Here is a 20,284-nt window from a genome sequence, read left to right as displayed (position 1 = left end):
CAAAACGGACCGGAGTGTGAGGCGGATCGCATGAACAGTCCGGTATTCGAGGAAATCGATCCTGCGAGCGACTGCGGTTGCCCCGGCTGCGCCCGGCTGCACCGGCCCGCCCCGCCGTCCTCCCCGACCCCCGGCCCCGCCGCCGCGCACCGTGTGGTGATCGTCGCGGCGGCCGCCTCCACCGCGCTCGCCGCGAGCGGCGCCGCACCGGCCCTCGCAGCCCCGCACACCGCGGGCCGGCCCGGCGTTCCCGCAGGTGACGAGCCGCAGACCCCGCAGGGCGGCAAGGCCCCGCTGCACGGCCCGGGCGGCGCTCCCGCCCAGGCGCCCACCCCCGTGAAGCTGCCGCCGATCAGCCGTACGGAGATCATCAACCGCGCCAAGGTGTGGGTGGCGGCGCAGGTGCCGTACAGCATGTACGCCTACTGGTCGGACGGGTACCGGCAGGACTGCTCGGGCTTCGTGTCGATGGCCTGGCACCTGCCCGGCAACGAGTGGACCGGCAGCCTCGGCCAGTTCGCCGAGCGGATCACCAAGGAGGAGCTCCAGCCCGGCGACATCCTGCTGTTCCACAACACGGCCGACCCCGAGAAGGGGTCCCATGTGGTGCTCTTCGGCGGCTGGACGGACTACACGCACACCTACTACACCGCCTACGAGCAGACCCGCCCCACCACCCGCCGCCAGGCCACCCCCTACCCGTACTGGAGCAACGCCTCCCAGTATTTGCCGTACCGCTACAAGGGCGTCACCGACGGCGCGGCCGGCGCCCCGGCGGGGAGCGGGGGCACCCAGAAGGACACCACCGCGTTCCCGGGCGCGGACTCCTTCGGGCCCGGCGCGAACAACGCCCATGTCACCCACCTGGGCGAGCTGCTCGTCAAGCGCGGCGGCGCCCGCTTCTACGCCCAGGGTCCCGGGCCCGTGTGGACGGACGCCGACCGCCGGGCCACGCAGGCGTTCCAGCAGGCGCAGGGCTGGAGCGGCGCGGACGCGGACGGCCTGCCCGGCCCGAGGACCTGGGCCCTGCTGGCCGCCGGCACGGGCAAGGACATCCCGCCCGTGGGGGGCCAGGGTGCGGTGAAGCCGACGCCATCGACGTCATCGACGTCATCGACGTCACCGACGTCACCGGTGACACCGACGCCATCGACGTCATCGACGTCACCCACGTCGCCGGTGACACCGGCGGCACCGGAGCCACCGGCCAAGCCCGCGGCGCCCGAGCCCGCGACTTCCAAGCCCGCGGCGCCCAAGCCCGCGACTTCCGAGCCGCCGGTCCCGGCCGCCGCGGTCCCGCCCTTCCCCGGCCCGGACGCCTTCCGGCCGGGTGCGAACAACGCCCATGTCACCGAGCTCGGCCGGCAGCTCGTGAAGAAGGGCTTCGGCGCCTTCTACGCGAGCGGCCCCGGTCCCCGCTGGAGCGAGGCCGACCGCAGGGCCGTCGAGGCCTTCCAGCTCGCCCAGGGCTGGCGCGGCTCGGCCGCCGACGGCTACCCCGGCCCGGAGACCTGGCGACGGCTCTTCCGGTGACATCACCCATCCGCAGTGGTTGGAGGCACGCATTGAGTACGGCCACGACGCCCGAGTCGGAGGGAAGCGCGGACGCCGCCGCGTCCCGCCCGCCCCGGCTGATCCAGAACGAGGCCACCACCGAGATCCCCGTCCACCTTCTCTTCCGCGACGACCCCGACCCGCAGCCGGTGCCGGTGCGTCCCACCGTCGTGGCGCGCCGCCAGGGCACCGGCGAGCAGCCGCGGGTGCGCCGCCCGGTCCCGAAGGCGCCCCGCCCCGCGGTGCCGGAGGTCGACCCGGAGCTGGTGGAGCGGCGGGCGCGGGTGCTGCCCGGCGCGGTGGGCGTGCTCGCCGGGCTGTGCGGGGCGGCGGGGTGCGCGGTCGCGTCCTGGTGGGCGGGGCTGGTGCCGCCGCTCGTCGTGCGGGCGCTGCACCTGCCGGCGACGCCGGGTGCCGGGCTAGGGCCGGCGCAGTGGGCGGTGTACGCGGGGGCGGGCGCGCTCGCCCTGTTCGGTTTCGGCGGGCTGGCACGCGGGCGGACCGGCCGGGCCTGGGTGCTCGGCCTGTTCGGCCGCTACCGGGGCACGGTCCGGCGCACCGGCCTGCTGTGGGTCAACCCGCTGCTGCTGCGGCGCGGTGTGGATGTGCGGCTGCGGCACTGGCGCAGCGAGCCGATGCCGGCCGCCGACGCCGGCGGGGTGGCGCTGAGGGTGGTCGCGCTGGTGGTGTGGCGGGTGCGGGACACCGCACGGGCCGCGCTCGGCGTGGAGGACCACGAGACGTTTCTGCGGGAGTGCGTCGAGGCGGCGCTGGCCCGGCTGCCGGTGGAGGTGCCCGGCGCCGGGCAGGCCCCGGCTCAGGCGACCGGGGACACGCTGACCCGGCTGGTCGCGGCGGATGTGGCGCCGGTGGGCCTGGAGGTGTTCTCGGTACGGCCGCTGCGGGTGGAGTACGCCCCCGAGGTGGCCGCCGTGATGCAGCGCCGGCGGATCGCCGTGCTGGAGGCCGAGAACCGGGCGAGCATGCTCGGCTCGGTCGTGGACTCGGTCGAGGACACGGTGACCCGGCTGACCGTGCGCGGCCTGGTGTCCCTGGACGACTACGAACGCAAGGCGCTGGTGAAGGACCTGACGGTGGCGTTCTGCGCGGGACGCGGGGAGGGGTGAGGGTGACGTTCCGCGCCGGCCGTGGCGAGAGCTGACGGGGTCGGGGAAGCGGGCCCTGCGATTGGTATGGACACGTTCAACGGTCGCCCATAACCTCGAACTTGGTCTAGACCTACCTGCACGGCTCACTGAACTCCCCACATCCCAGGAGCGGCAGCATGCGCACAAGGACCAAGCTCTACGCCGCCGTGGTGGGGCTGGCCACGACCGGAGCGATCGCGCTCTCCTCCGGCGGGGCCAGCAGCCACGGCTACACCGACCTGCCCGTCAGCCGGCAGAAGGTCTGCCAGCTCGGCACCGTCAGCAACTGCGGCGACATCCAGTGGGAGCCGCAGAGCGTGGAGGGCCCCAAGGGCTTCCCCGCCGCCGGACCGGCCGACGGCCGGCTGTGCTCGGGCGGCAACACCCGCTTCGCCGAACTGGACAGCCCGCGCACCCCGTCGGGCGGCGCCTGGCCCACGACCAAGGTGACGGGCGGACAGAGCTACACCTTCCGCTGGCAGTTCACCGCGATGCACGCCACGACCGACTTCAAGTACTACGTCACCAAGCAGGGCTGGAACCAGGACCACAATCTGACCCGCGCCGACCTCAACCTCACCCCGTTCCTCACCGTCCCCTACGGAGGCCAGCGCCCGCCGTCCACCCTCTCCCACAGTGGCACCCTGCCGTCCGGGCTCAGCGGCCACCACGTGATCCTCGCGGTCTGGACGGTCGCGGACACGGGCAACGCGTTCTACGCCTGCTCGGACGTCACGTTCTGAGGCTTCCTTGAGCCACCACCCCGGCCGGCGCGGGTAGGTTCCCCCCACGCCGGCCGATCGGGGCCGGCGTGAGCCACGGGGGGCCACAGTGGAAGTGCTGTTTTATGTCGTACCGCTGCTGATGATCACGGGGGCGGTCTACGGGGGCGTCAGGGTGCTCGGCCGCGCCCGGCGGATACGCCGGACCTGGAGCGACGGGCTCATGGCCGAGGCGCGCTGTTTGCGGACCTACACGACGACCAGCGGCGGCGGGGACAGCGCGGTGCACACGCATCTGCATCACGTGTACGAGTTCGTCAGCCGTGACGGGCGTAGCGTGCGCTTCGACGAGAGGGGCGGGCCCGGCACGACGCTCGTCGGCGACATCGTGACCGTGCGATACCCGGCCGACCGCCCCGAAGGGGCGACGGCCCTGCCGCCCGCGCCGGGGCGGCTCGCGGCGGAAGCCGGCTGCCTGCTGTTCGTCCTCGGCGCGGTGGTCGTCGTCTGCGCGGGGTTCATGATCGTGGTGCACGCCATGTTCTCCGTGGCGGGTGACGCCCTGCCGTAACGCCGAAGGGCCCCCGCTTTCGCGAGGGCCCTTCTTCTGTGCGCCGCCAGGGACTCGAACCCCGGACCCGCTGATTAAGAGTCAGCTGCTCTAACCAACTGAGCTAGCGGCGCATGACTCCCGCCGACCGCTTCACCAGGTGTTTCTCCCGGCCCCGCGGGCGGCGACGAAGAAAATAGTACCTGGTTCTCCGGGGTGCTCGTGACCACCCGCCGAGGCGCCCGGCTCGCGCCCGGGACACCGCGCCGGGCACCGCGCCGGGTGCGGTGTCCCGGGGGTCTAGATCGCCAGCGACAGCAGCACCGGTGCCGCGCTGCGGTTGAGCGCGTCGGCGGCCGTGCGCAGCCGGTGCGCGTGTTCCACCGGCATCGACAGTGCCAGGCACCCCACCGAGGAGCCCGCCGTGATCGGGACGGCCGCGCAGACCGTGCCCACCGCGTACTCCTGGAGGTCCAGCACCGGCACCGTCGCCGGCTGAGCCTCCAGGCGGGAGAGCAGCAGCTTGTCGCTGGTGATCGTGCGCGAGGTGAGGCGGGCCATCTTGTGCCGGGAGAGATGGTCGCGGCGGCCGTTGTGGTCGAGCTGGGTCAGCAGGCTCTTGCCGACCGCGTGGGCGTGCGCGGACTCCCGGAAGTCCACCCACTCGTTGACCGGGGGAGCGCCCGGCCCGGCGGCGTACTGGGTGATGCGCACCTCGCCGTCGACGTACCGGCTGATGTAGACGGCGGCCCGCACCGAGTCGCGCAGCCGGTCGAGGGTGCGCTGGAGGTGGGCCCGCAGCGCCTCCTCCCGCCCCTGGGCGGAACCCAGCCGGGCGAGCGCGTCACCGGCCGTGTACGCCCCGCCGGTGATCTGCTCGACGTATCCCTCACGGCGCAGCATCCGCAGCAGCGGGGTCAGCCGCTCGGTGGTGAGGCCCGTGCGGCGGGCTATCTGGGCGTCGGTGACGCCGGCGGTGTGCCGGGCCACGGTCTCCAGTACGCGCAGGGCGTCCTGGGCCGCGTGGTACGGCGCGGTCGGCTCGTTCATCAGCGCCACGGTGTCTCCCCCTGCGGTCGCTTTCAGGCCGTGATCCGGAACCCGGACCCCCTCCACCATAACGGGCAAGCGCCCTGCGTGGAGGGGGTGTTGGCGAGATCTCATCCCTCCCAGCTGGGGCAACGACCCGCTGGCATATGTCCGGGTCACGCCCCACCGCGGAGACCTGGGGTGTTGGCGTGCGTACGGCGCGTAGTCACAGCACGGCGCTCAGGAATTCCCGTGTGCGCTCCTGCTCGGGGTCGTTGAAGATCTTCTCCGGCGATCCCGCCTCCACGATCCGGCCCGCGTCGAACATCAGCACCTGGTCGGAGATGTCCCGGGCGAAGTTCATCTCGTGGGTCACGCACAGCATCGTGATGTCCGTGCTGCGCGCGATGTCCCGCAGCAGATCCAGCACCCCGGCCACCAGCTCCGGGTCCAGCGCCGACGTCACCTCGTCCAGCAGCAGCACCTTCGGCCGCATCGCCAGCGCCCGCGCGATCGCCACCCGCTGCTGCTGCCCGCCGGACAGCCGGGTCGGGCGCGCGTCGCACTTGTCGGCCAGGCCCACCAGGTCCAGCAGTTCCCGGGCCCGCTCCTCCGCCTCGTCCCTGGACAGGCCGAGCACGGTGACCGGCGCCTCGGTGATGTTCCTCAGCACGCTCATGTTCGGGAACAGGTTGAACTGCTGGAAGACCATGCCGATCTTCTTGCGCACCTCCCGGCACTGCCGCTCGCCCGCCGGGAACAACTGGTCCCCGTCGACCGTGATCACGCCCTCGTCGGGCTTGGTGAGCGTCATCAGCAGTCTGAGGATGGTCGTCTTGCCGGAGCCGGACGGCCCGATCAGCGTGACGTGCTTGCCCGCGTCCACGGAGAAGTCCAGGTGGTCCAGGACGGTGTTGTCCCCGAACCGCTTGGTGACCTGCTCCAGACGCACCAGCGGGGAAAGATCGGCGGGCGCTGCGGTCGGCTGCTTGCTGGTGTCAACGGACAAGGCGTCGCTCCAGGGTGCGAAGGAGAAGGGAGGCCAGGTAGGAGATGACGACGAAGGCGACGCCGATCACCGTCAGCGGCTCGGTGAACTGGAAGTGCTGCTGCGAGTACAGCCGCGCCTGGCCGAGCATCTCCAGCACGGTGATCACCATCAGCATCGGCGTGTCCTTGAGCATGGCGATCACGTAGTTGCCGAGCGCGGGCACCACCCGGCGTACCGCCTGCGGCAGGATCACCGCCGCCCAGGTGCGGTGCACCGGCAGGCTCAGCGCGGTCGCCGCCTCCCACTGCCCGACGGGCACCGCCTCGATACCGGCCCGGTAGACCTGCATGGTGTACGTCGAGTAGTGCAGGCCGATCGCGAGGACACCGGTGGTCAGCGCGGACATGGTCACGCCCCACTCGGGCAGCACGTAGAAGAGGAAGAACAGCTGCACCAGCAGCGGGGTGTCGCGCACGAACTCCGTGACCACGCCCACCGGCCAGCGCACCCACCGCGTCGGCGTCCGCATCAGCAGCGCCCACACCAGACCCAGCGCGAACGAGATCAGCGAGCCGAGCACCAGCGCCTGCAAGGTCACCAGCAGGCCGTCCCAGAAATGCGGCATGAAGCCGCTGACGGCACTCCAGTCCCAGGTCACGCGACACCAGCCCCCTCAGGCACCCGCACCGGGTCCGCCTTCTTCTCCGGCGCCCGGCCGACCCCGGCCTTCAGCCGCCTCTCCAGGCCCCGCATCCCCCGGGTGAGCAGGAACGCGATCACGAAGTAGATCAGCAGCACATACGTGTAGATCTCCGCGCTCTCCTGCAACGCCAGGCGGACCAGGTTGCCGCTGAAGGCCAGGTCGCCCATGCCCATCACCGACACCAGCGCCGTGCCCTTGAGCAGCTCGACCAGCAGGTTGCTGAACGGCGGGATCATCTCCGGAACCGCCTGCGGCAGCAGGATCTTGCGCATCCGCTGCCCCGGTGTGAAGCCGAGCGCGATGCCGCCCTCCCGCTGCGCCGGATCGACGGCCTTCAGCGCCCCGCGCACGATCTCCGCGCCGTACGCGCCATAGGTCAGACCGAGCGCCAGCGTGCCCGCCCACAGCGGCACCAGCTGCCAGCCGAAGGCCGGCGGCAGCACGAAGAACACCCAGAAGATCATCACCAGCGCGGAGGTGCCACGGAAGATCTCCGTGTAGAAGCCCGCGAGGAAACGGACGATCCACAGCCGGTGGGTGCGCGCGACCCCGACGGTGAACGCGACCGCCGCGCCCAGCAGCGCGCTGCACACCAGCAGCTGGAGCGTGACCCACACGCCCTTCAGTACGAGTTCCCACAGTCCCGAGGTCATCCGCCGCACAGCTCCTTCGCGGTCAGATCGGTCATCTCGGCCCGCGTGAAGCCGAACGGCCGCAGGATGCGGAGCAGTTCGCCGCTCCTCTTCAGCTTGTGCAGCTCGGTGTTGAAGGCGTCCCGCAGCCCGGTCTCGGTCGGCCGGAACGCGAACGCGCCGCCGTCGACGTGCGGTGTGCCCTTCACCAGCGGGGCGAACGGCTTGGTCGCCTCCGTCCTGGCCGACTTCTTCACCACGTCACGGACGGTCACTGCCGTTCCCGCGAACACGTCCACGCGGCCCGCCTCCACCGCGTTCAGCCCCGCGACCTGGTCCGGGACGATGAGGATGTCGCTCTCCCGGTAACCCGCCCCGACCGCGTACTGGATCTCCGCGTAACCGGTCCCGGTCGCGAACCTCGCCTTCTTCTCGACGATGTCCCGGTAGGTGTGCAGCCCCTTGGGATTTCCCTTGCGGACGATGAAGGAATCGAGCATCTGATAGTCGGGATCGGCGAAGATCACCTGCGCGCAGCGCTCGGGATTGACGTACATGCCGGCGGCCACGACATCGAACTGCTGGGAATTCAGCCCGGGTATGAGCGAACCGAACTCGGTCGGCACGGGCTGCACCTTGTCCACCCCGAGCCGCTTGAAGATCACCTTGGCCAGTTCCGGCGCCTCACCGGTGAGTTCACCGTTCTTGTCGATGTATCCGAACGGAATCTCACCGGCGATCCCGAGCCGTACGACGCCCTGCGCGCGCAGCCGGTCGAGCAGGTCACCGCCGTTCTTCGTGGACGCGGTCGCCACCCGCGAGCAGCCCGCGGCACCCAGTGCGCCGACCGCTGCCACCCCCGCGAGCAGCGACCGGCGAGTGGGTCCGGTTGTGTGTGCGCCATGTCTTGCATGACCGTGTGGTGGAGCCATGGCGGCGCTGCTACCCAACTGAACGCGCAGCATGCACCATGGATTTCATGGCCGATCGCTACCTCGAAGTGTCCCTGGTCAAGCGTCAGATCCACTGCACCGCGAAGCTGCTGGACGACCGCGCCCCCCTCACCTGCGCCGCGGTGTGGAACGCGCTGCCGCTGTCCGGCGACGTCTACCACGCCAAATACGCACGCAACGAGATCTACGCGCTTTTCCCACCCTTCGCCGCGACCGAACCACCCCTGGAAAACCCCACCGTCACCCCGATCCCCGGAGATCTCTGCTATTTCTCCTTCGCCGGAGCCGAACTGGGCACCAACGCCTACGGCTACGACCGCGAGGTGCGCGCCGGGACCACCGTCGTCGACCTGGCCCTGTTCTACGAACGCAACAACCTGCTGCTGAACGGCGACGTGGGCTGGGTGCCCGGGATCGTCTGGGGCCAGGTCGTGGACGGCCTGGACGCCATGGCCGAGGCGTGCAACGACCTGTGGCGCACCGGCGCGGCGGGCGAGACGCTCAGCTTCCGGCGGCTGTGAGACCCGCGGCCCCCGCCTCGTACAGGGCGTGCGCGGCCCGCAGCACCAGGTCGTCGCGGTGCCGGGCGGCCACGATCTGCAGGCCCACCGGCAGCCCGTCCGCGTCCACACCCACCGGGACGGACGCGGCGGGCTGCTGCGTCAGGTTGAACGGATAGGTGAACGGCGTCCACCCCGTCCAGCGCCTCAGCCCCGAACCGTCCGGCACCTCCGCGCCCGCCTCGAACGCCGTCAGCGGCAGCGTGGGCGTCAGCAGCAGGTCGTACGCCTCGTGGAAGCGGCCCATGCGCCGCCCCAGGTCCATCCGCACGTCCACCGCGGCCAGGTACTCCAGCGCCGACAGCCGCGCCCCGGCCGCGCAGACCTCCCGCAGCCCCGTATCCAGCAGTTCCCGCTGATGCGGCTTCAGCTGCTGCGCCACCCGTGCCGCCCCCGCGAACCACAGCGCCTCGAAGGCGTCCACCGGGTCGGTGACGTCCGGGTCGGCCTCCTCGACGTACGCGCCGAGCCCGGCCAGCCGCCCCACCGCGTGCCGCACCGCCGACGCCACCGCCGGCTGCACCGCGACCTGCCCGCCCAGCGACGGCGAGTACGCCACCCGCAGCCCGTGCACCCCCTCGCGGAGCACGTCCGTGTACGACAGCCCGGCCGGGCCCAGCGCCGACCAGTCCCGGGTGTCCGGCGCGCCGATCACGTCCAGCGCGAGCGCCGCGTCCGCCGCGGTCCGGGTCATCGGCCCGACGTGCGACAACGTGCCGAACGCGCTCGCCGGGTACAGCGGCACCCGGCCGTACGTCGGCTTCAGCCCGAAGATCCCGCAGAACGCCGCCGGGATGCGCACACTGCCCCCGCCGTCCGTGCCCAGCGACAGCGGGCCCGCGCCGAGCGCCACCGCGGCCGCGCTGCCGCCGCTGGAACCGCCGGCCGTACGGGACGGATCGTGCGGGTTGCGGGTGATCCCGGACAGCGGTGAATCCGTCACGCCCTTCCAGCCGAACTCGGGCGTGGTCGTCTTGCCGGCGAACACCGCCCCGTGCTCCCGCAGCCGGGCCACCGACGGGGCGTCCTCCTCCCACCGCCCCGCCGGGTCGATCGTGCGGGAGCCGCGCAGAGTGGGATGGCCGCGCAGCAGCAGGATGTCCTTGACGGTCACCGGCACCCCGTCCAGCAGCCCGGCCGGCTCCCCGCGCCGCCACCGCCCGGCCGACGCCCGCGCCTGCTCCAGGGCCTCCTCGGGCAGCAGCCGGACGAACGCGTTCACCTCCGGCTGGATCCGCTCGGCCCGCTCCAGCACCGCGCGCGTCGCCTCGACGGGATCGAACTCGCCCTTGCGGTAGCCCTCGACGAGCTCGGTCGCGGTCAGGTCGGTGAGTTGCGTCATGCACAGCCTCCCAGGGGCGTCGGTGAGGAGCGGCTTCGGTGACCTCGGTACTGAGCGGCTTCGGTGACCTCGGTATTGAGCGGCTTCGGTGACCGTCGGCGCTGAACTGCTTCAGTGACCGTCGGTGCTGAACGGGCTTCAGTGACCGGGGACGTAACCGCGCTGCTTGTCGACGACGTTGAGCAGCGGCCGGCCCGCCGCCCAGCGCTCGTACAGATCCACGAACTGCGCGCCCAGTTCGTCGCGCCAGCCGATCGTGTCGCCGCTCATGTGCGGGGAGACGATCAGATCCCGCACCTGCCACAGCGGGCTGTCCGCGGGCAGCGGCTCATGCTCGAACACATCCAGCGCGGCCCCCGCGATCCAGCGTTTGGCCAGCGCCTCGGCGAGCGCCTCCTCGTCCACCAGCGGCCCGCGGCCGACGTTGACGAAACACGCCGACGGCTGCATCACGCCGAAGCGGCGCGCGTCGAACATGCCCCGGGTCTGCTCCGTCAGCGGCGCCGCGCAGATCACCCAATCGGCGCGCGAGAGGAGACGGTCGAGGTCGTCGGGGCCGTGGACACCGGTGCGCGGGGTGCGGCCGACGAGCGCGGTGGTGATGCCGAGCGCCTTCAGCAGCCGTGCGACGGCCCGCCCGATCGGCCCGGAGCCGACCACGCACGCGCGCGTGCCGGCCACCCGCCGGGACTCCCGGTGCCGCCACTCCCGCTGCTGCTGCAACCGCAGCGTCCGCGGCAGATCCTTGGCCATCGCCAGGACGAGCGCGGCGACGTACTCGGCGATCGGCTGGTCGAAGACACCGCGCGCATTGGTCACGACCGTGTCCGACTGCGCGAGTTGCGGGCACATCAGATGGTCGACGCCCGCGCTCGCCGTGTGCACCCAGCGCGGCCGCGCCCCCTCGCCGGGCCAGGCGTCCCGTACGGCGGTGGAGGTGAAGTCCCACACCAGCAGCACGTCGGCGCCGGGCAGCCGCCCGGCGAGGCCGGCGGCGTCGGTGTGCACGATCCGCGCCCGGCCGGTGAGACGGCCCAGACGGGGCGGGGGATCGGCGTCGAGGACGAGGAGCGTGGGCGGGGCGGTGGTCATGCAGGGGCCGTTTCTCCGGGGACCGGGCGATGATCTGGCGTCTGACATGCGCGGATTGACCACGCTCGCACCGGAACCTACCGTCGTCAACAGGGCCACGCATACGATCCGTTGCCCTGTCGTCTCCCACCGTGAGGCGGTGCCCTTGATGGAGGCCATGTTTCTGGGCGGCCCCCGCCCGCAGCGCGGTGTCGGTGTCGTCGCCCCCTTCGACTTCGCGCTCGACCGGGAGTTGTGGCGCTGGACACCGGACGAGGTGTCGCTGCACCTGACCCGCACGCCCTATGTGCCGGTCGAGGTCAGCCTGGATCTCGCCCGGCTGGTCAGCGAACACGAGACGCTCACCGACGCCGTGCGCACCCTGATCGCCGTGCATCCCGAGGTCGTCGCGTACGCCTGCACCTCCGGCAGCTTCGTCGGCGGGATCGCCGGGGAACGCGCCATGTGCGAGGCGATGAGCGGGGCGGGCGCGGTGCCGTCCGTGACGACGTCCGGGGCGCTGCTGGAGGCGCTGACCGAGCTGGGCGTGCGACGGGTGGCGCTGGTGACGCCGTACACGGAGTCGGTGACGCGGTCGCTGCGGGCGTACGCCGCGCAGGCCGGGGTCGTGGTCACCGGGTGCGTGTACATGGGGCTGACCCGGCACATCTGGAAGGTGCCGTACCGGGACGTCGTGGAGATGGCCCGGCGGGCGGTACGCACCCCGGGCGCGGCGGGGGGCGCGCAGGCACTGTTCCTGTCCTGCACCAACCTGCCGACGTACGACGTGATCCCGCAGCTGGAGGCGGAGCTGCGTATCCCGGTGATCTCGGCCAACCAAGTGACGATGTGGGCGGCACTGCGCCGGCTGGGTACCCGCGCGGTAGGGCCGTACCAGGCACTGACCGACGTATCTGCACGCGCGTGGCCCCCCGTACTGCCGGACGAGCCGCAGGAACAGCAGGAAGGGCGAACATGACCGCACTCGGATTCCTCTACCCGGGTCACTCGGCCGAGGACGACTATCCGCGCATCGAGCAGCTCCTGGGCAGTGACATCCGGGTGGACGTCGTCCACACGGACATCGGTGAGGACGCGCACCGGGTGGACGCGCTGCTGCGGATGGGCGCGGCGGAGCGCCTCGCGGCGGGCGTGGAGGAGCTGCGGCTGGCCGGAGTGGAGTCGGTGGTGTGGGCGTGCACCAGCGGCAGCTTCGTGTACGGCTGGGAGGGCGCCCACGAGCAGGTGCGCGCGCTGGCCCGGGCGGCCGGGACACCGGCCTCCTCGACCTCTTTCGCCTTCGTGAACGCAGCACGGGAGATCGGGGCGCGCACGGTCGCCGTCGGCGCGACGTACCCGGACGACGTGGCGGAGCTGTTCGCCGGCTTCCTGCGGGCGGCCGGCGTCGAGGTCACCGGGGTGCGCAGTTCGGGGATCATCACGGCGGCGGAGGTCGGCACGTGGGGTGAGGCGGAGGTCCTGGCGCTGGCCCGGGCCGCCGACCACCCCGACGCGCAGGCGGTGCTGCTGCCGGACACGGCCCTGCACACGGCGGCACACGTCCCGGCGCTGGAGAAGGAACTCGGCAAGCCCGTCCTCACGGCGAACCAGGTCACGGTATGGGAGGGCCTGCGCCTGACCGATCGCCGGGTGAACGCCCCCGCCCTGGGCTCCCTGTTCCTCCGCGAACCCCTCATCCAGGCCTGACAGCGGCTCCGCCGGTTCCCCCGATTTCCCCCCGGTCGGCCAGGAGCTCCCGCCCCGGGACTCCGCCCCGGACCCCGGTGGGTTCCCACCCGGCCGGGCAGAAGGCCCCGCCCCGGGGCTCCGCCCCGGACCCCGGGGGGTTCCCACCCGGTCGGGCTGAAGGCCCCGCCCGGGGCTCCGCCCCGGACCCCGGGGGGTTTCCCACCCACCCACCCGTCTCGCTTGGGCAGAAGGTGCCGTCACGGGGCTGCGCCCCGGACCCCGCCCGGGCTTCGCCCCCGAGCCCCCGGGCCCCGGGGCGGCACCCCCCCGGACCGCCGGACCCCGCCGCGGGCCCCGCAGGCGGGGCTCCGCCCCCGACCCCGCCACGGGGCTCCGCCCTGGATCCCGGGGGGTTTCCCACCCACCCGCCCCTCTCGCTTGAGCAGGAGGTGCCGTCACGGGGCTCCGCCCCGGACCCTGCAGGCGGGGCTCCGCCCCCGACCCGCCACGGGGCTCCGTCCCGGTCGCCGCCGGGGCTTCGTCCCTGGGGCCCCCGGCTGCCGGGCCCCGACCGCCGGGCCCCGCCGGGTACTTCGCCGCAGGCCCCGTGGCGGGGCTCAGCCCCCGACCCCGCCACGGGGCTGCGCCCCGGCTCCCGGAGGGTTTCCCACCCACCCGTCTCGCTTGGGCAGAAGGTGCCGCCACGGGCTCCGCCCCGGATCCCGCCGGGGCTTCGCCCCTGGGGCCCCGGCTGCCGGGCCCCCGGGCCCCCGGGGCCGCCGACCCGCCGGACCGCCGGGCCCCGCCGGGTGCTTCGCCGCGGGGCCCCCGGGCGGGGTCTCCGCTCCGGACCCCGCCACGGGGCTGCGCCCTGGATCCCGGGGGGTTTCCCACTCACCAGCCCGTCTCGCTTGGGCAGAAGGTGCCGCCACGGGCTCCGCCCCGGACCCCGCCGGGGCTTCGCCCCTGGGGCCCCGGCTGCCGGGCCCCCGGCCGCCGACCCGCCGACCCGCCGGACCGGCCTGGCCCCCGGCCTCCCCGGACCGCCGGCCCCGCCGGGTGCTTCGCCGCGGGCCTCGCGGGCGGGGCTCCGCCCCCGACCCCGCCATGGGGCTGCGCCCCAAGGGGCGCACGGGGCCCGCCCCGCCCGGGCCCCCGCAAAGCACCCTCGCGGGAGCGCACCCCAAGCCCGGGGCGGGCCCCCCGCAAAGCACCCTCGCGGGAGCGCACCCCAAGCCCGGGGCGGGCCCCCGCAAAACACCCCCGCGCGGGAGCGCACCCCAAGCCCGGGGCAGCGCCCCCGCAAAGCACCCCCGCGCGGGAGCGCACCCCCAGCCCCGGGGCGGGGCCCCACGATCCACCCAAGCCGCCCCACCCCCCAGGGAATAACCGGAGACTCCCTCCTGTTAGCCGGGCCGTAGGGGACCCGTATACGCAGGAGGAGCCACCGTGGCCGTATCCGAGAAGCCCGGCGATGAGATTCGGGGTGTGGTGCAGGGGAGCGCGCCCGTTGCGCTGTCCGTGCTGGACCTGGTCACCGTGGGGGCCGGGCGGACCGCGTCCGACGCGTTGCGGACCAGCGTGGAGCTGGTGCGGCTCGCCGAGGCGCGTGGGTTCCACCGGTACTGGGTCGCCGAGCACCACTCGATGCCCGGCGTCGCCTCCTCCTCGCCCGCGGTGATCCTCGCCCACCTCGCCGCCCACACCGACCGCATCCGGCTCGGCTCGGGCGGCGTCATGCTGCCCAACCACGCGCCGCTCGTCATCGCCGAGCAGTTCGGCACGCTGGAGGCCATGGCGCCGGGGCGGATCGATCTCGGGCTCGGCCGGGCGCCCGGCACGGACGGGGCCACCGCGGCGGCCCTGCGCCGAACCGACCGGCTGAACGAGGGCGCCGACGACTTCCCGCAGCAACTCGCCGAGCTGACCCGGTTCCTGGACGACGACTTCCCCGACGGGCATCCGTACCGCAGGATCCACGCCGTGCCCGGGCCGATTCAGGCCACCTCACCCGGCGGGGTGCAGTCGCCGCATCGGCCGCCGGTCTGGCTGCTGGGGTCGTCCGGCTTCAGCGCCCGCCTCGCGGGGATGCTCGGCCTGCCGTTCGCCTTCGCGCACCACTTCTCCGCGCAGAACACCGTCCCGGCCCTCGACCTGTACCGCGAGTCCTTCCGGGCGTCCGACGTCCTAGACGAGCCGTACGCGCTGATCGGTGTCGCCGCGCTCGCCACCGAGGACGAGAAGGAGGCCCGGCGTCAGGTGCGGGCCGCCGCCCTGAACATGGTCCGGCTGCGCACCGGCCGGCCGGGGCTCGTGCCGACGCCGGAGGAGGCCGAGGCCCACGAGTTCAGCCCCATGGAGGAGGAGTTCGTCGCCTCCTGGAACGCCAACGTCGTCCACGGCACTCCGGACGAGGTCCGCACCGGGCTCGACGAGCTCCACAAGCGCACCGGCGCCGACGAACTGATGATCACCGGCAACGCGCACAGCGGTGACGTACGCCTGCGGTCCTACGAACTGATCGCCGACGCTTACGGTTTGCCGACGACGTCCGGCTGAACCGTCCCCAGCAGCGCGGAGATACGATCCGGCGGCACCGGACGGGAGTAGAGCCACCCCTGCCCGGTGTCGCAGCCGATGAGACGGAGGCGGTCCGCCTGCGCGGACGTCTCCACGCACTCGGCGGTCACGGTCAGCCCGAGCCGGTGCGCGAGCTGGATCATCGCCTCGACGATCACCTCGTCGGCGGGGCTCGGGTGCGCGGCGGGGTCGTCGTAGCGGAAGCCGCGCACGAAGGAGCCGTCCAGCTTCAGCACCTTCACCGGCAGCCGGGACAGATACGCCAGGTTCGAGTAGCCGGTGCCGAAGTCGTCGATGGCGATCTGCACGCCCATGTCGCTCAGCGCCTTCAGCGTCTGCAGCGGGCGGCCCGCCGAGCCCATCACCGCCGACTCCGTCAGCTCCAGTTGCAGCAGATGCGCCGCGAGGCCCGTCTCGGCCAGCGTCCGCGCCACGTCCGCCACCAGGTCGGAGTCCCACACCTGACGGACCGCCACATTGACGCTGACGAACAGCGGCGGCTCGCCGGGGTTCTCCAGCTGCCAGCGACGGGCCTGCCGGCAGGCGGTGGCGAGGATCCAGCGGCCGAGCGGCACGATCGAGCCGTCCTCCTCCGCCAGCCCGACGAACCGATTCGGCGGCAGCAGCCCGAACTGCGGATGGTTCCAGCGGACCAGCGCCTCCACCCCGTGCAGCCGCCCGTCCGCCATGCCCACCAGCGGCTGGTAGTCGAGCACGAACTCCCCGCGCTCGATGGCCGGCCGGAGCGTGGAGGCAAGCGCCTGACGGGTCATCAGGTGTGCGTTGCGTTCGGGGTCGAACAGCGTCCAGCGGTCCTTGCCGTCCGCCTTCGCCCAGTACAGCGTCGTGTCGGCCGCCTGCATCAGCCCGGTGGCCGTCGTCCCCGCCGCCTGCCGCTCCACCACACCGATCGACGCCGACACCGACAGCCGCTGACCCGCCAGGTCGAACGGCTCCTGCAGCGCCTTCAGCGCCGACTCGGCGAGGTCCGCGAGCTGCTCGGTGCCCGTCGAGTCCTCCACCAGCAGCGCGAACTCGTCGCCGCCCAGCCGCGCCACCAGCGGCGCACTCGCCCGGCCGTGGGCGGCCGCGTCGGCGCACCGGGTCAGGCGCTCGGCGACGGCCGCGAGCAGCCGGTCGCCGACGCGGTGGCCGAGGGTGTCGTTGACCGCCTTGAAGCCGTCCAGGTCCAGGTAGCACAGGCCGATCCGGCCGGTGCCGCCCGTCTCGTACGTGTCGGCCTCCAGCGCGGCCGACTCCAGCACCGCCGACAGCCGTTCGAAGAACAGGGTGCGGTTGGGCAGCCGGGTCACCGGGTCGTGCATCTGCAAGTGCCGTAGCTGGGCCTGGAGTTCGCGGCGGGCGCTGATGTCGGCGACCGACACCAGCGCGCCCTCCTCGCCGGCCGGCAACGGGGAGACGGTGACCTGCGCCCACAGCGAGTGGCCGTCCGGGTGTTTGAGGCGGCGGGTGCAGCGCAGCCGGTCGCGGCGGCCGTCGAGCACTTCGCGGTAGGCGTGCCGGGTGCCGCTGTCGGAGGAGAGGTCGAGCAGGTCGGACGCGAGCCGGCCGGTGAGCTGGTCCGGGTCGCCGCCGAGCAGTTCCCCGAGGGTGTCGTTGGCGTCGACGACCAGGCCCGCGCGGTCGACGACGGCCATGGCGAGCGGCGCGGCCGCGAAGGCGGAGCGGTACGACGGCTCGGCACGGGCAGGGGTGGCACTGTCGCTCTCTGTAACGACTGGCCCGTCGGCATCCGCCGCGGGTGTCGACCCTTCGGACGTTCCGCTCACCGCTCGCTCCCGCAGTGCACTCGATCGCTGACCGCGCAGGAAAGTGTGCCGATCATAGAGGCTGGCCCGGGGCGGTACCAGCCGTGGCCCCATCCCGCGCGGCCCTCAAGGGCTCCCCGACCGGGTGGCGGATCGTTTCTGTTCGCAGGTGGGCGGCCTGTGCGGCCCCCCGACCGAATGTGACGTTCCGTGAACGCTTCGGGGGTGTCGGCCCGACGGCCGCTCACTCGTCCGGGTCAGATAAACAGGGCATACGACAATGAACCCCACCAGGCTGGGTGCGGCGTCCCGTGAACCGCACCCGGAGGTCCCCTTGTCGCGTCAGCTCACCCTGCGAAGACTGGGCCGAAGAACCCGCAGGGGCCTCAAGTCGGCACTGGAGCCGCCACGGCTGCGCAGCACCGCCGCCGTGTTCACCACCATGTCCGCGCTCGCCGCGACCTCCCTGCTCAGCGCCCCCTCGGTCGCCGAGCCCTTCTCCACCGAGCCCTGCACCCTCCAGCGCACCGACGCCCACCACTCCGAGGGCGTGGACACCTGGAACGCCGCCTACGCGCGCCCCAACCGCGCCCTGAACGCGGTGATGATCTTCCTGTCGTTCCCCGACGCCACCCCGCTGACCACCCCCGCCGAACTGGCCGCCGACCACTTCCCCGCCACCAGCGACTACTTCCGCCGCGCCTCCTACGGCCGCTTCACCCTGACCGCCCATCCGATGCGGCACTGGATCCGCATGCCCCGCCGGTCCACCACGTACCGCATACAGCGCGACTGGAGCGCCGGCCTGCGCGCCCTGTACCTGCGCGACGCCCTGCGGGCCGCAGACGGCCAGGTCGACTTCTCCCGCTACGACGTCGTGTACTTCGTCGCCGACCCGGACGCCCCCGGTGTCGACTCCGACGCCACCAAGGTGGTCAACCTCGACACCCCGCTCAGGGCGGACGGCACGGACATCCGCCGCGTGGTGACGGTCTTCGAGCGGCACCCGCCGGACCGTCTGGTGCTCGCCCACGAGACCGGGCACGTCTTCGACCTGCCCGACCTCTACCACCGTCCGGCCGACGGCAAGGGCGACTGGGACACCTACGTCGGCGACTGGGACTTGATGGGCAGCCAGTTCGGCCTGGCCCCGGACCTCTTCGGCTGGCACAAGTGGAAGCTCGGCTGGCTCGATCCGCGGCAGGTGGTGTGCGTGCAGCGCCCGACCCGGCTCACCCTCGAACCACTCGGCGCCGGACCCGGCGTCCGCGTCCCCGGCGCCGCGGGCGCGCCCGCCTTCGGGCTCGGCAACGGCACCAAGCTCGCCCTCGTGCGCACCGGGCCCGACAGCGCGCTCGCCTTCGAGGCGCGCGAACCCGTCGGCAACGACAGCGCGGCCTGCCGGGCCGGGGTGCTCGTGTACCGGGTGCACAGCGCGACGGAGTCCGGGCGCGGGCCCATCGAGGTGGTCGACGCCCACCCGCACACCGAGGCCTGCTGGGAGGACTCCGTCTACCCGGCGCTCGCCGACGCCCCGGTCGCCCTCGGCGAGAGCTTCACGGTGCCCGGGGACGGCGTCCGGGTGGAGGTGGAGGACCGCACACCGTCGGGGGCGTGGACGGTGACGATCACGCCGGGGGCGCCGCGGTGAACGGTCGGCTGCTTGATCTTCCGGACACCCTTCCGGGCATAGAAGAAAGCCCCTCGCTTTCGCGAGGGGCTTTCCCGTCGTGTGCGCCGCCAGGGACTCGAACCCCGGACCCGCTGATTAAGAGTCAGCTGCTCTAACCAACTGAGCTAGCGGCGCCTGCTGACGTCGTAGACCTTAGCATCCTGGTCGGCGGGAGGTGAAATCGAAATCCGCACCGCCGCGCGGGCCGCCCGCACCGCCGCCCAGAGCAGGATTTCCGGGCCCGGCAGCCACGGGTGACGGGTGTCGGGGGCGACCAGCCAGCGGGTCGCGGCGGTGCCCGGCGCACCCGCGGACACCGGCGGCACGGTCACCGCGTCACCGGCCCCGTGGCAGATCAGCGGCGGGATCCCGTCGGTACGGCCGGTGCGGCCGCTGCCCGACCCCCACTCCTCCCACTCCAGCAGCGACGGCAGCCGCTGGGCGGTGCCGGGCGCGGCGAAGAGCAGCATCCGGCCCCGGAAGACGGCCACCGGGCCGGAGCCCGGCCCCTCGTCCCAGAGCCGGTCGAGCATGCGGCGCCCGAACAGCGCGGGGGCGCCGACGACGTCGAAGGCGGTGCCGCAGGGCAGGACGACCGGGGCGTCCGGCTGCTCCTCCCACAGGGCGAGGGTGCTGCGCGGGTAGGTACCTGCCGAGGCCAGCCAGCTGGCGCCGTCATGCGTGACATGACACGTACTGCTCATGGCACCCAGGTCTACCGGGCGTGAGCGCGCGCTTCCGCAGGGTTGCGGGAAATCGGGACAGGAGGGCAGGGGAGGGGGTATCTTGCCCGCTTCTTGCCCGCCTGGCATATGCCGAGGCGGGCGGCGGGCCAAGGGGCGGCGGGTACCGCGGGCGGCCGCGGGGCGGTCGGCAGCGGCAGCGGGTGGCGCGGCGCCGGGGGCGATGGCGGCGGGTGCGGCGGGCGGGCTCAGATCGGGTCGGAGGGGTTGGATCCGTCGCCGCCCCGCAGCAGGTCGCGGCCGAACTCGACCATCTTCTTCGCGTAGTCCTCGGTCCACTCGGCCCGCTCGGCGATGTCCGCCGGCGTCAGCCGGTCGAACCGGCGCGGGTCGGCGAGCTGCGCCGCCGCGATCGCCTGGAACTCCACGGCCCGGTCGGCCGCCGCCCGGAACGCGTGCGTCAGCTCCGTCGCCCGCTCCAGCAGCGCGCGCGGATCGTCGATCGACTCCAGGTCGAAGAAGTGCTCGGGGTCGGCGGCCGCCGCCGTGGGCTCGAAGAGCAGGGGCGCGGGGCGTAGCCGCGGTTCGTTCCGACGCGGCGTGGGCTCCGCCATGTCTTCTCCTTCTCGTACGGGG

Annotated in this window: 19 protein-coding genes and 2 tRNA genes; 9 read left to right on the top strand and 12 right to left on the bottom strand. The window is 73.1% G+C overall.

Annotated elements, in window-relative coordinates; genetic code table 11:
* Window positions 1-30 precede the first annotated feature (30 nt).
* From AC0B9F_RS05025 to AC0B9F_RS05010, 4 genes are all read left to right on the top strand, one after another.
* Window positions 31-1,533 (top strand): peptidoglycan-binding protein, encoded by a 1,503-nt coding sequence (locus AC0B9F_RS05025; protein WP_471998814.1) that lies wholly within the window; start codon window positions 31-33, stop codon window positions 1,531-1,533.
* A 32-nt stretch (window positions 1,534-1,565) separates the two neighbouring features.
* Window positions 1,566-2,681 carry an SPFH domain-containing protein gene (locus AC0B9F_RS05020; protein WP_471998813.1) on the top strand — a complete coding sequence of 372 codons (1,116 nt, stop codon included), beginning with the start codon at window positions 1,566-1,568 and terminating at the stop codon, window positions 2,679-2,681.
* A gap of 158 nt (window positions 2,682-2,839) precedes the next feature.
* Entirely contained in the window at window positions 2,840-3,445 is a 606-nt protein-coding gene (locus AC0B9F_RS05015) for a lytic polysaccharide monooxygenase auxiliary activity family 9 protein (protein WP_471998812.1), read from the top strand.
* Between the two features lie 88 nt (window positions 3,446-3,533).
* Window positions 3,534-3,995, top strand: coding sequence for a DUF3592 domain-containing protein (locus tag AC0B9F_RS05010; protein ID WP_471998811.1), 462 nt, complete (start codon window positions 3,534-3,536; stop codon window positions 3,993-3,995).
* A gap of 39 nt (window positions 3,996-4,034) precedes the next feature.
* Here AC0B9F_RS05010 and AC0B9F_RS05005 read toward each other — a convergent pair.
* The 6 genes from AC0B9F_RS05005 to ehuB form a co-directional block, all read right to left on the bottom strand.
* Window positions 4,035-4,108 (bottom strand) — tRNA-Lys (locus AC0B9F_RS05005).
* A 166-nt stretch (window positions 4,109-4,274) separates the two neighbouring features.
* Window positions 4,275-5,033, bottom strand: coding sequence for an IclR family transcriptional regulator (locus tag AC0B9F_RS05000; protein ID WP_471998810.1), 759 nt, complete (start codon window positions 5,031-5,033; stop codon window positions 4,275-4,277).
* A gap of 196 nt (window positions 5,034-5,229) precedes the next feature.
* Entirely contained in the window at window positions 5,230-6,012 is a 783-nt protein-coding gene (gene ehuA / locus AC0B9F_RS04995; RefSeq protein ID WP_471998809.1) for an ectoine/hydroxyectoine ABC transporter ATP-binding protein EhuA, read from the bottom strand.
* A complete protein-coding gene (gene ehuD, locus AC0B9F_RS04990; RefSeq protein WP_471998808.1) occupies window positions 6,002-6,652 on the bottom strand; it encodes an ectoine/hydroxyectoine ABC transporter permease subunit EhuD in 651 nt (216 codons plus the stop codon). The genes ehuA and ehuD overlap by 11 nt, the downstream gene beginning before the upstream one ends.
* Entirely contained in the window at window positions 6,649-7,350 is a 702-nt protein-coding gene (ehuC, locus tag AC0B9F_RS04985) for an ectoine/hydroxyectoine ABC transporter permease subunit EhuC (RefSeq protein WP_471998807.1), read from the bottom strand. The genes ehuD and ehuC overlap by 4 nt, the downstream gene beginning before the upstream one ends.
* Window positions 7,347-8,261, bottom strand: a complete 915-nt coding sequence (gene ehuB, locus AC0B9F_RS04980; RefSeq protein WP_471998806.1) for an ectoine/hydroxyectoine ABC transporter substrate-binding protein EhuB — start codon at window positions 8,259-8,261, stop codon at window positions 7,347-7,349. The genes ehuC and ehuB overlap by 4 nt, the downstream gene beginning before the upstream one ends.
* Before the next feature lie 47 nt (window positions 8,262-8,308).
* Here ehuB and AC0B9F_RS04975 point away from each other — a divergent pair, with 47 nt between their 5' ends.
* Window positions 8,309-8,803 (top strand): DUF3830 family protein, encoded by a 495-nt coding sequence (locus AC0B9F_RS04975; protein ID WP_471998805.1) that lies wholly within the window; start codon window positions 8,309-8,311, stop codon window positions 8,801-8,803.
* Here the strand turns inward: AC0B9F_RS04975 and AC0B9F_RS04970 are convergent.
* The gene (locus AC0B9F_RS04970) at window positions 8,784-10,184 is read right to left on the bottom strand and encodes an amidase (protein ID WP_471998804.1); all 1,401 of its coding nucleotides are present in this window, start codon (window positions 10,182-10,184) and stop codon (window positions 8,784-8,786) included. The two genes, AC0B9F_RS04975 and AC0B9F_RS04970, sit on opposite strands and share 20 nt — an antisense overlap.
* Before the next feature lie 138 nt (window positions 10,185-10,322).
* Window positions 10,323-11,276: a D-2-hydroxyacid dehydrogenase gene (locus AC0B9F_RS04965; RefSeq protein ID WP_471998803.1), complete on the bottom strand. Its 954-nt coding sequence runs from the start codon at window positions 11,274-11,276 to the stop codon at window positions 10,323-10,325.
* A gap of 148 nt (window positions 11,277-11,424) precedes the next feature.
* Between AC0B9F_RS04965 and AC0B9F_RS04960 the strand changes: the two genes are divergently transcribed.
* The 3 genes from AC0B9F_RS04960 (at window position 11,425) to AC0B9F_RS04950 (ending at window position 15,503) form a co-directional block, all read left to right on the top strand.
* Complete coding sequence (locus tag AC0B9F_RS04960) at window positions 11,425-12,234, top strand: maleate cis-trans isomerase family protein (RefSeq protein ID WP_471998802.1); 810 nt, start codon at window positions 11,425-11,427, stop codon at window positions 12,232-12,234.
* Window positions 12,231-12,962: a maleate cis-trans isomerase family protein gene (locus AC0B9F_RS04955; RefSeq protein WP_471998801.1), complete on the top strand. Its 732-nt coding sequence runs from the start codon at window positions 12,231-12,233 to the stop codon at window positions 12,960-12,962. Before AC0B9F_RS04960 ends, AC0B9F_RS04955 begins: the two co-directional genes overlap by 4 nt.
* A 1,431-nt stretch (window positions 12,963-14,393) precedes the next feature.
* Complete coding sequence (locus AC0B9F_RS04950) at window positions 14,394-15,503, top strand: LLM class flavin-dependent oxidoreductase (protein ID WP_471998800.1); 1,110 nt, start codon at window positions 14,394-14,396, stop codon at window positions 15,501-15,503.
* On the opposite strand, the gene AC0B9F_RS04945 is transcribed toward AC0B9F_RS04950, so the two are convergent.
* The gene (locus AC0B9F_RS04945) at window positions 15,476-17,314 is read right to left on the bottom strand and encodes a putative bifunctional diguanylate cyclase/phosphodiesterase (RefSeq protein WP_471998799.1); all 1,839 of its coding nucleotides are present in this window, start codon (window positions 17,312-17,314) and stop codon (window positions 15,476-15,478) included. The two genes, AC0B9F_RS04950 and AC0B9F_RS04945, sit on opposite strands and share 28 nt — an antisense overlap.
* Window positions 17,315-17,573: 259 nt before the next feature.
* Between AC0B9F_RS04945 and AC0B9F_RS04940 the strand changes: the two genes are divergently transcribed.
* Complete coding sequence (locus tag AC0B9F_RS04940; protein ID WP_471998798.1) at window positions 17,574-18,944, top strand: M6 family metalloprotease domain-containing protein; 1,371 nt, start codon at window positions 17,574-17,576, stop codon at window positions 18,942-18,944.
* An 82-nt stretch (window positions 18,945-19,026) separates the two neighbouring features.
* Here AC0B9F_RS04940 and AC0B9F_RS04935 read toward each other — a convergent pair.
* From AC0B9F_RS04935 to AC0B9F_RS04925, 3 genes are all read right to left on the bottom strand, one after another.
* A tRNA-Lys gene (locus AC0B9F_RS04935) sits at window positions 19,027-19,100 on the bottom strand.
* Window positions 19,091-19,669 carry a bifunctional DNA primase/polymerase gene (locus AC0B9F_RS04930; RefSeq protein WP_471998797.1) on the bottom strand — a complete coding sequence of 193 codons (579 nt, stop codon included), beginning with the start codon at window positions 19,667-19,669 and terminating at the stop codon, window positions 19,091-19,093. The genes AC0B9F_RS04935 and AC0B9F_RS04930 overlap by 10 nt, the downstream gene beginning before the upstream one ends.
* Window positions 19,670-19,896: 227 nt before the next feature.
* Window positions 19,897-20,262, bottom strand: coding sequence for a hypothetical protein (locus AC0B9F_RS04925; RefSeq protein WP_471998796.1), 366 nt, complete (start codon window positions 20,260-20,262; stop codon window positions 19,897-19,899).
* Window positions 20,263-20,284: the final 22 nt, after the last annotated feature.

This window comes from Streptomyces sp. NPDC097129 (assembly GCF_055668065.1).
Note: the sequence above shows the minus strand (reverse complement) of the source record. Positions and strands in the feature narration are given on the sequence as shown.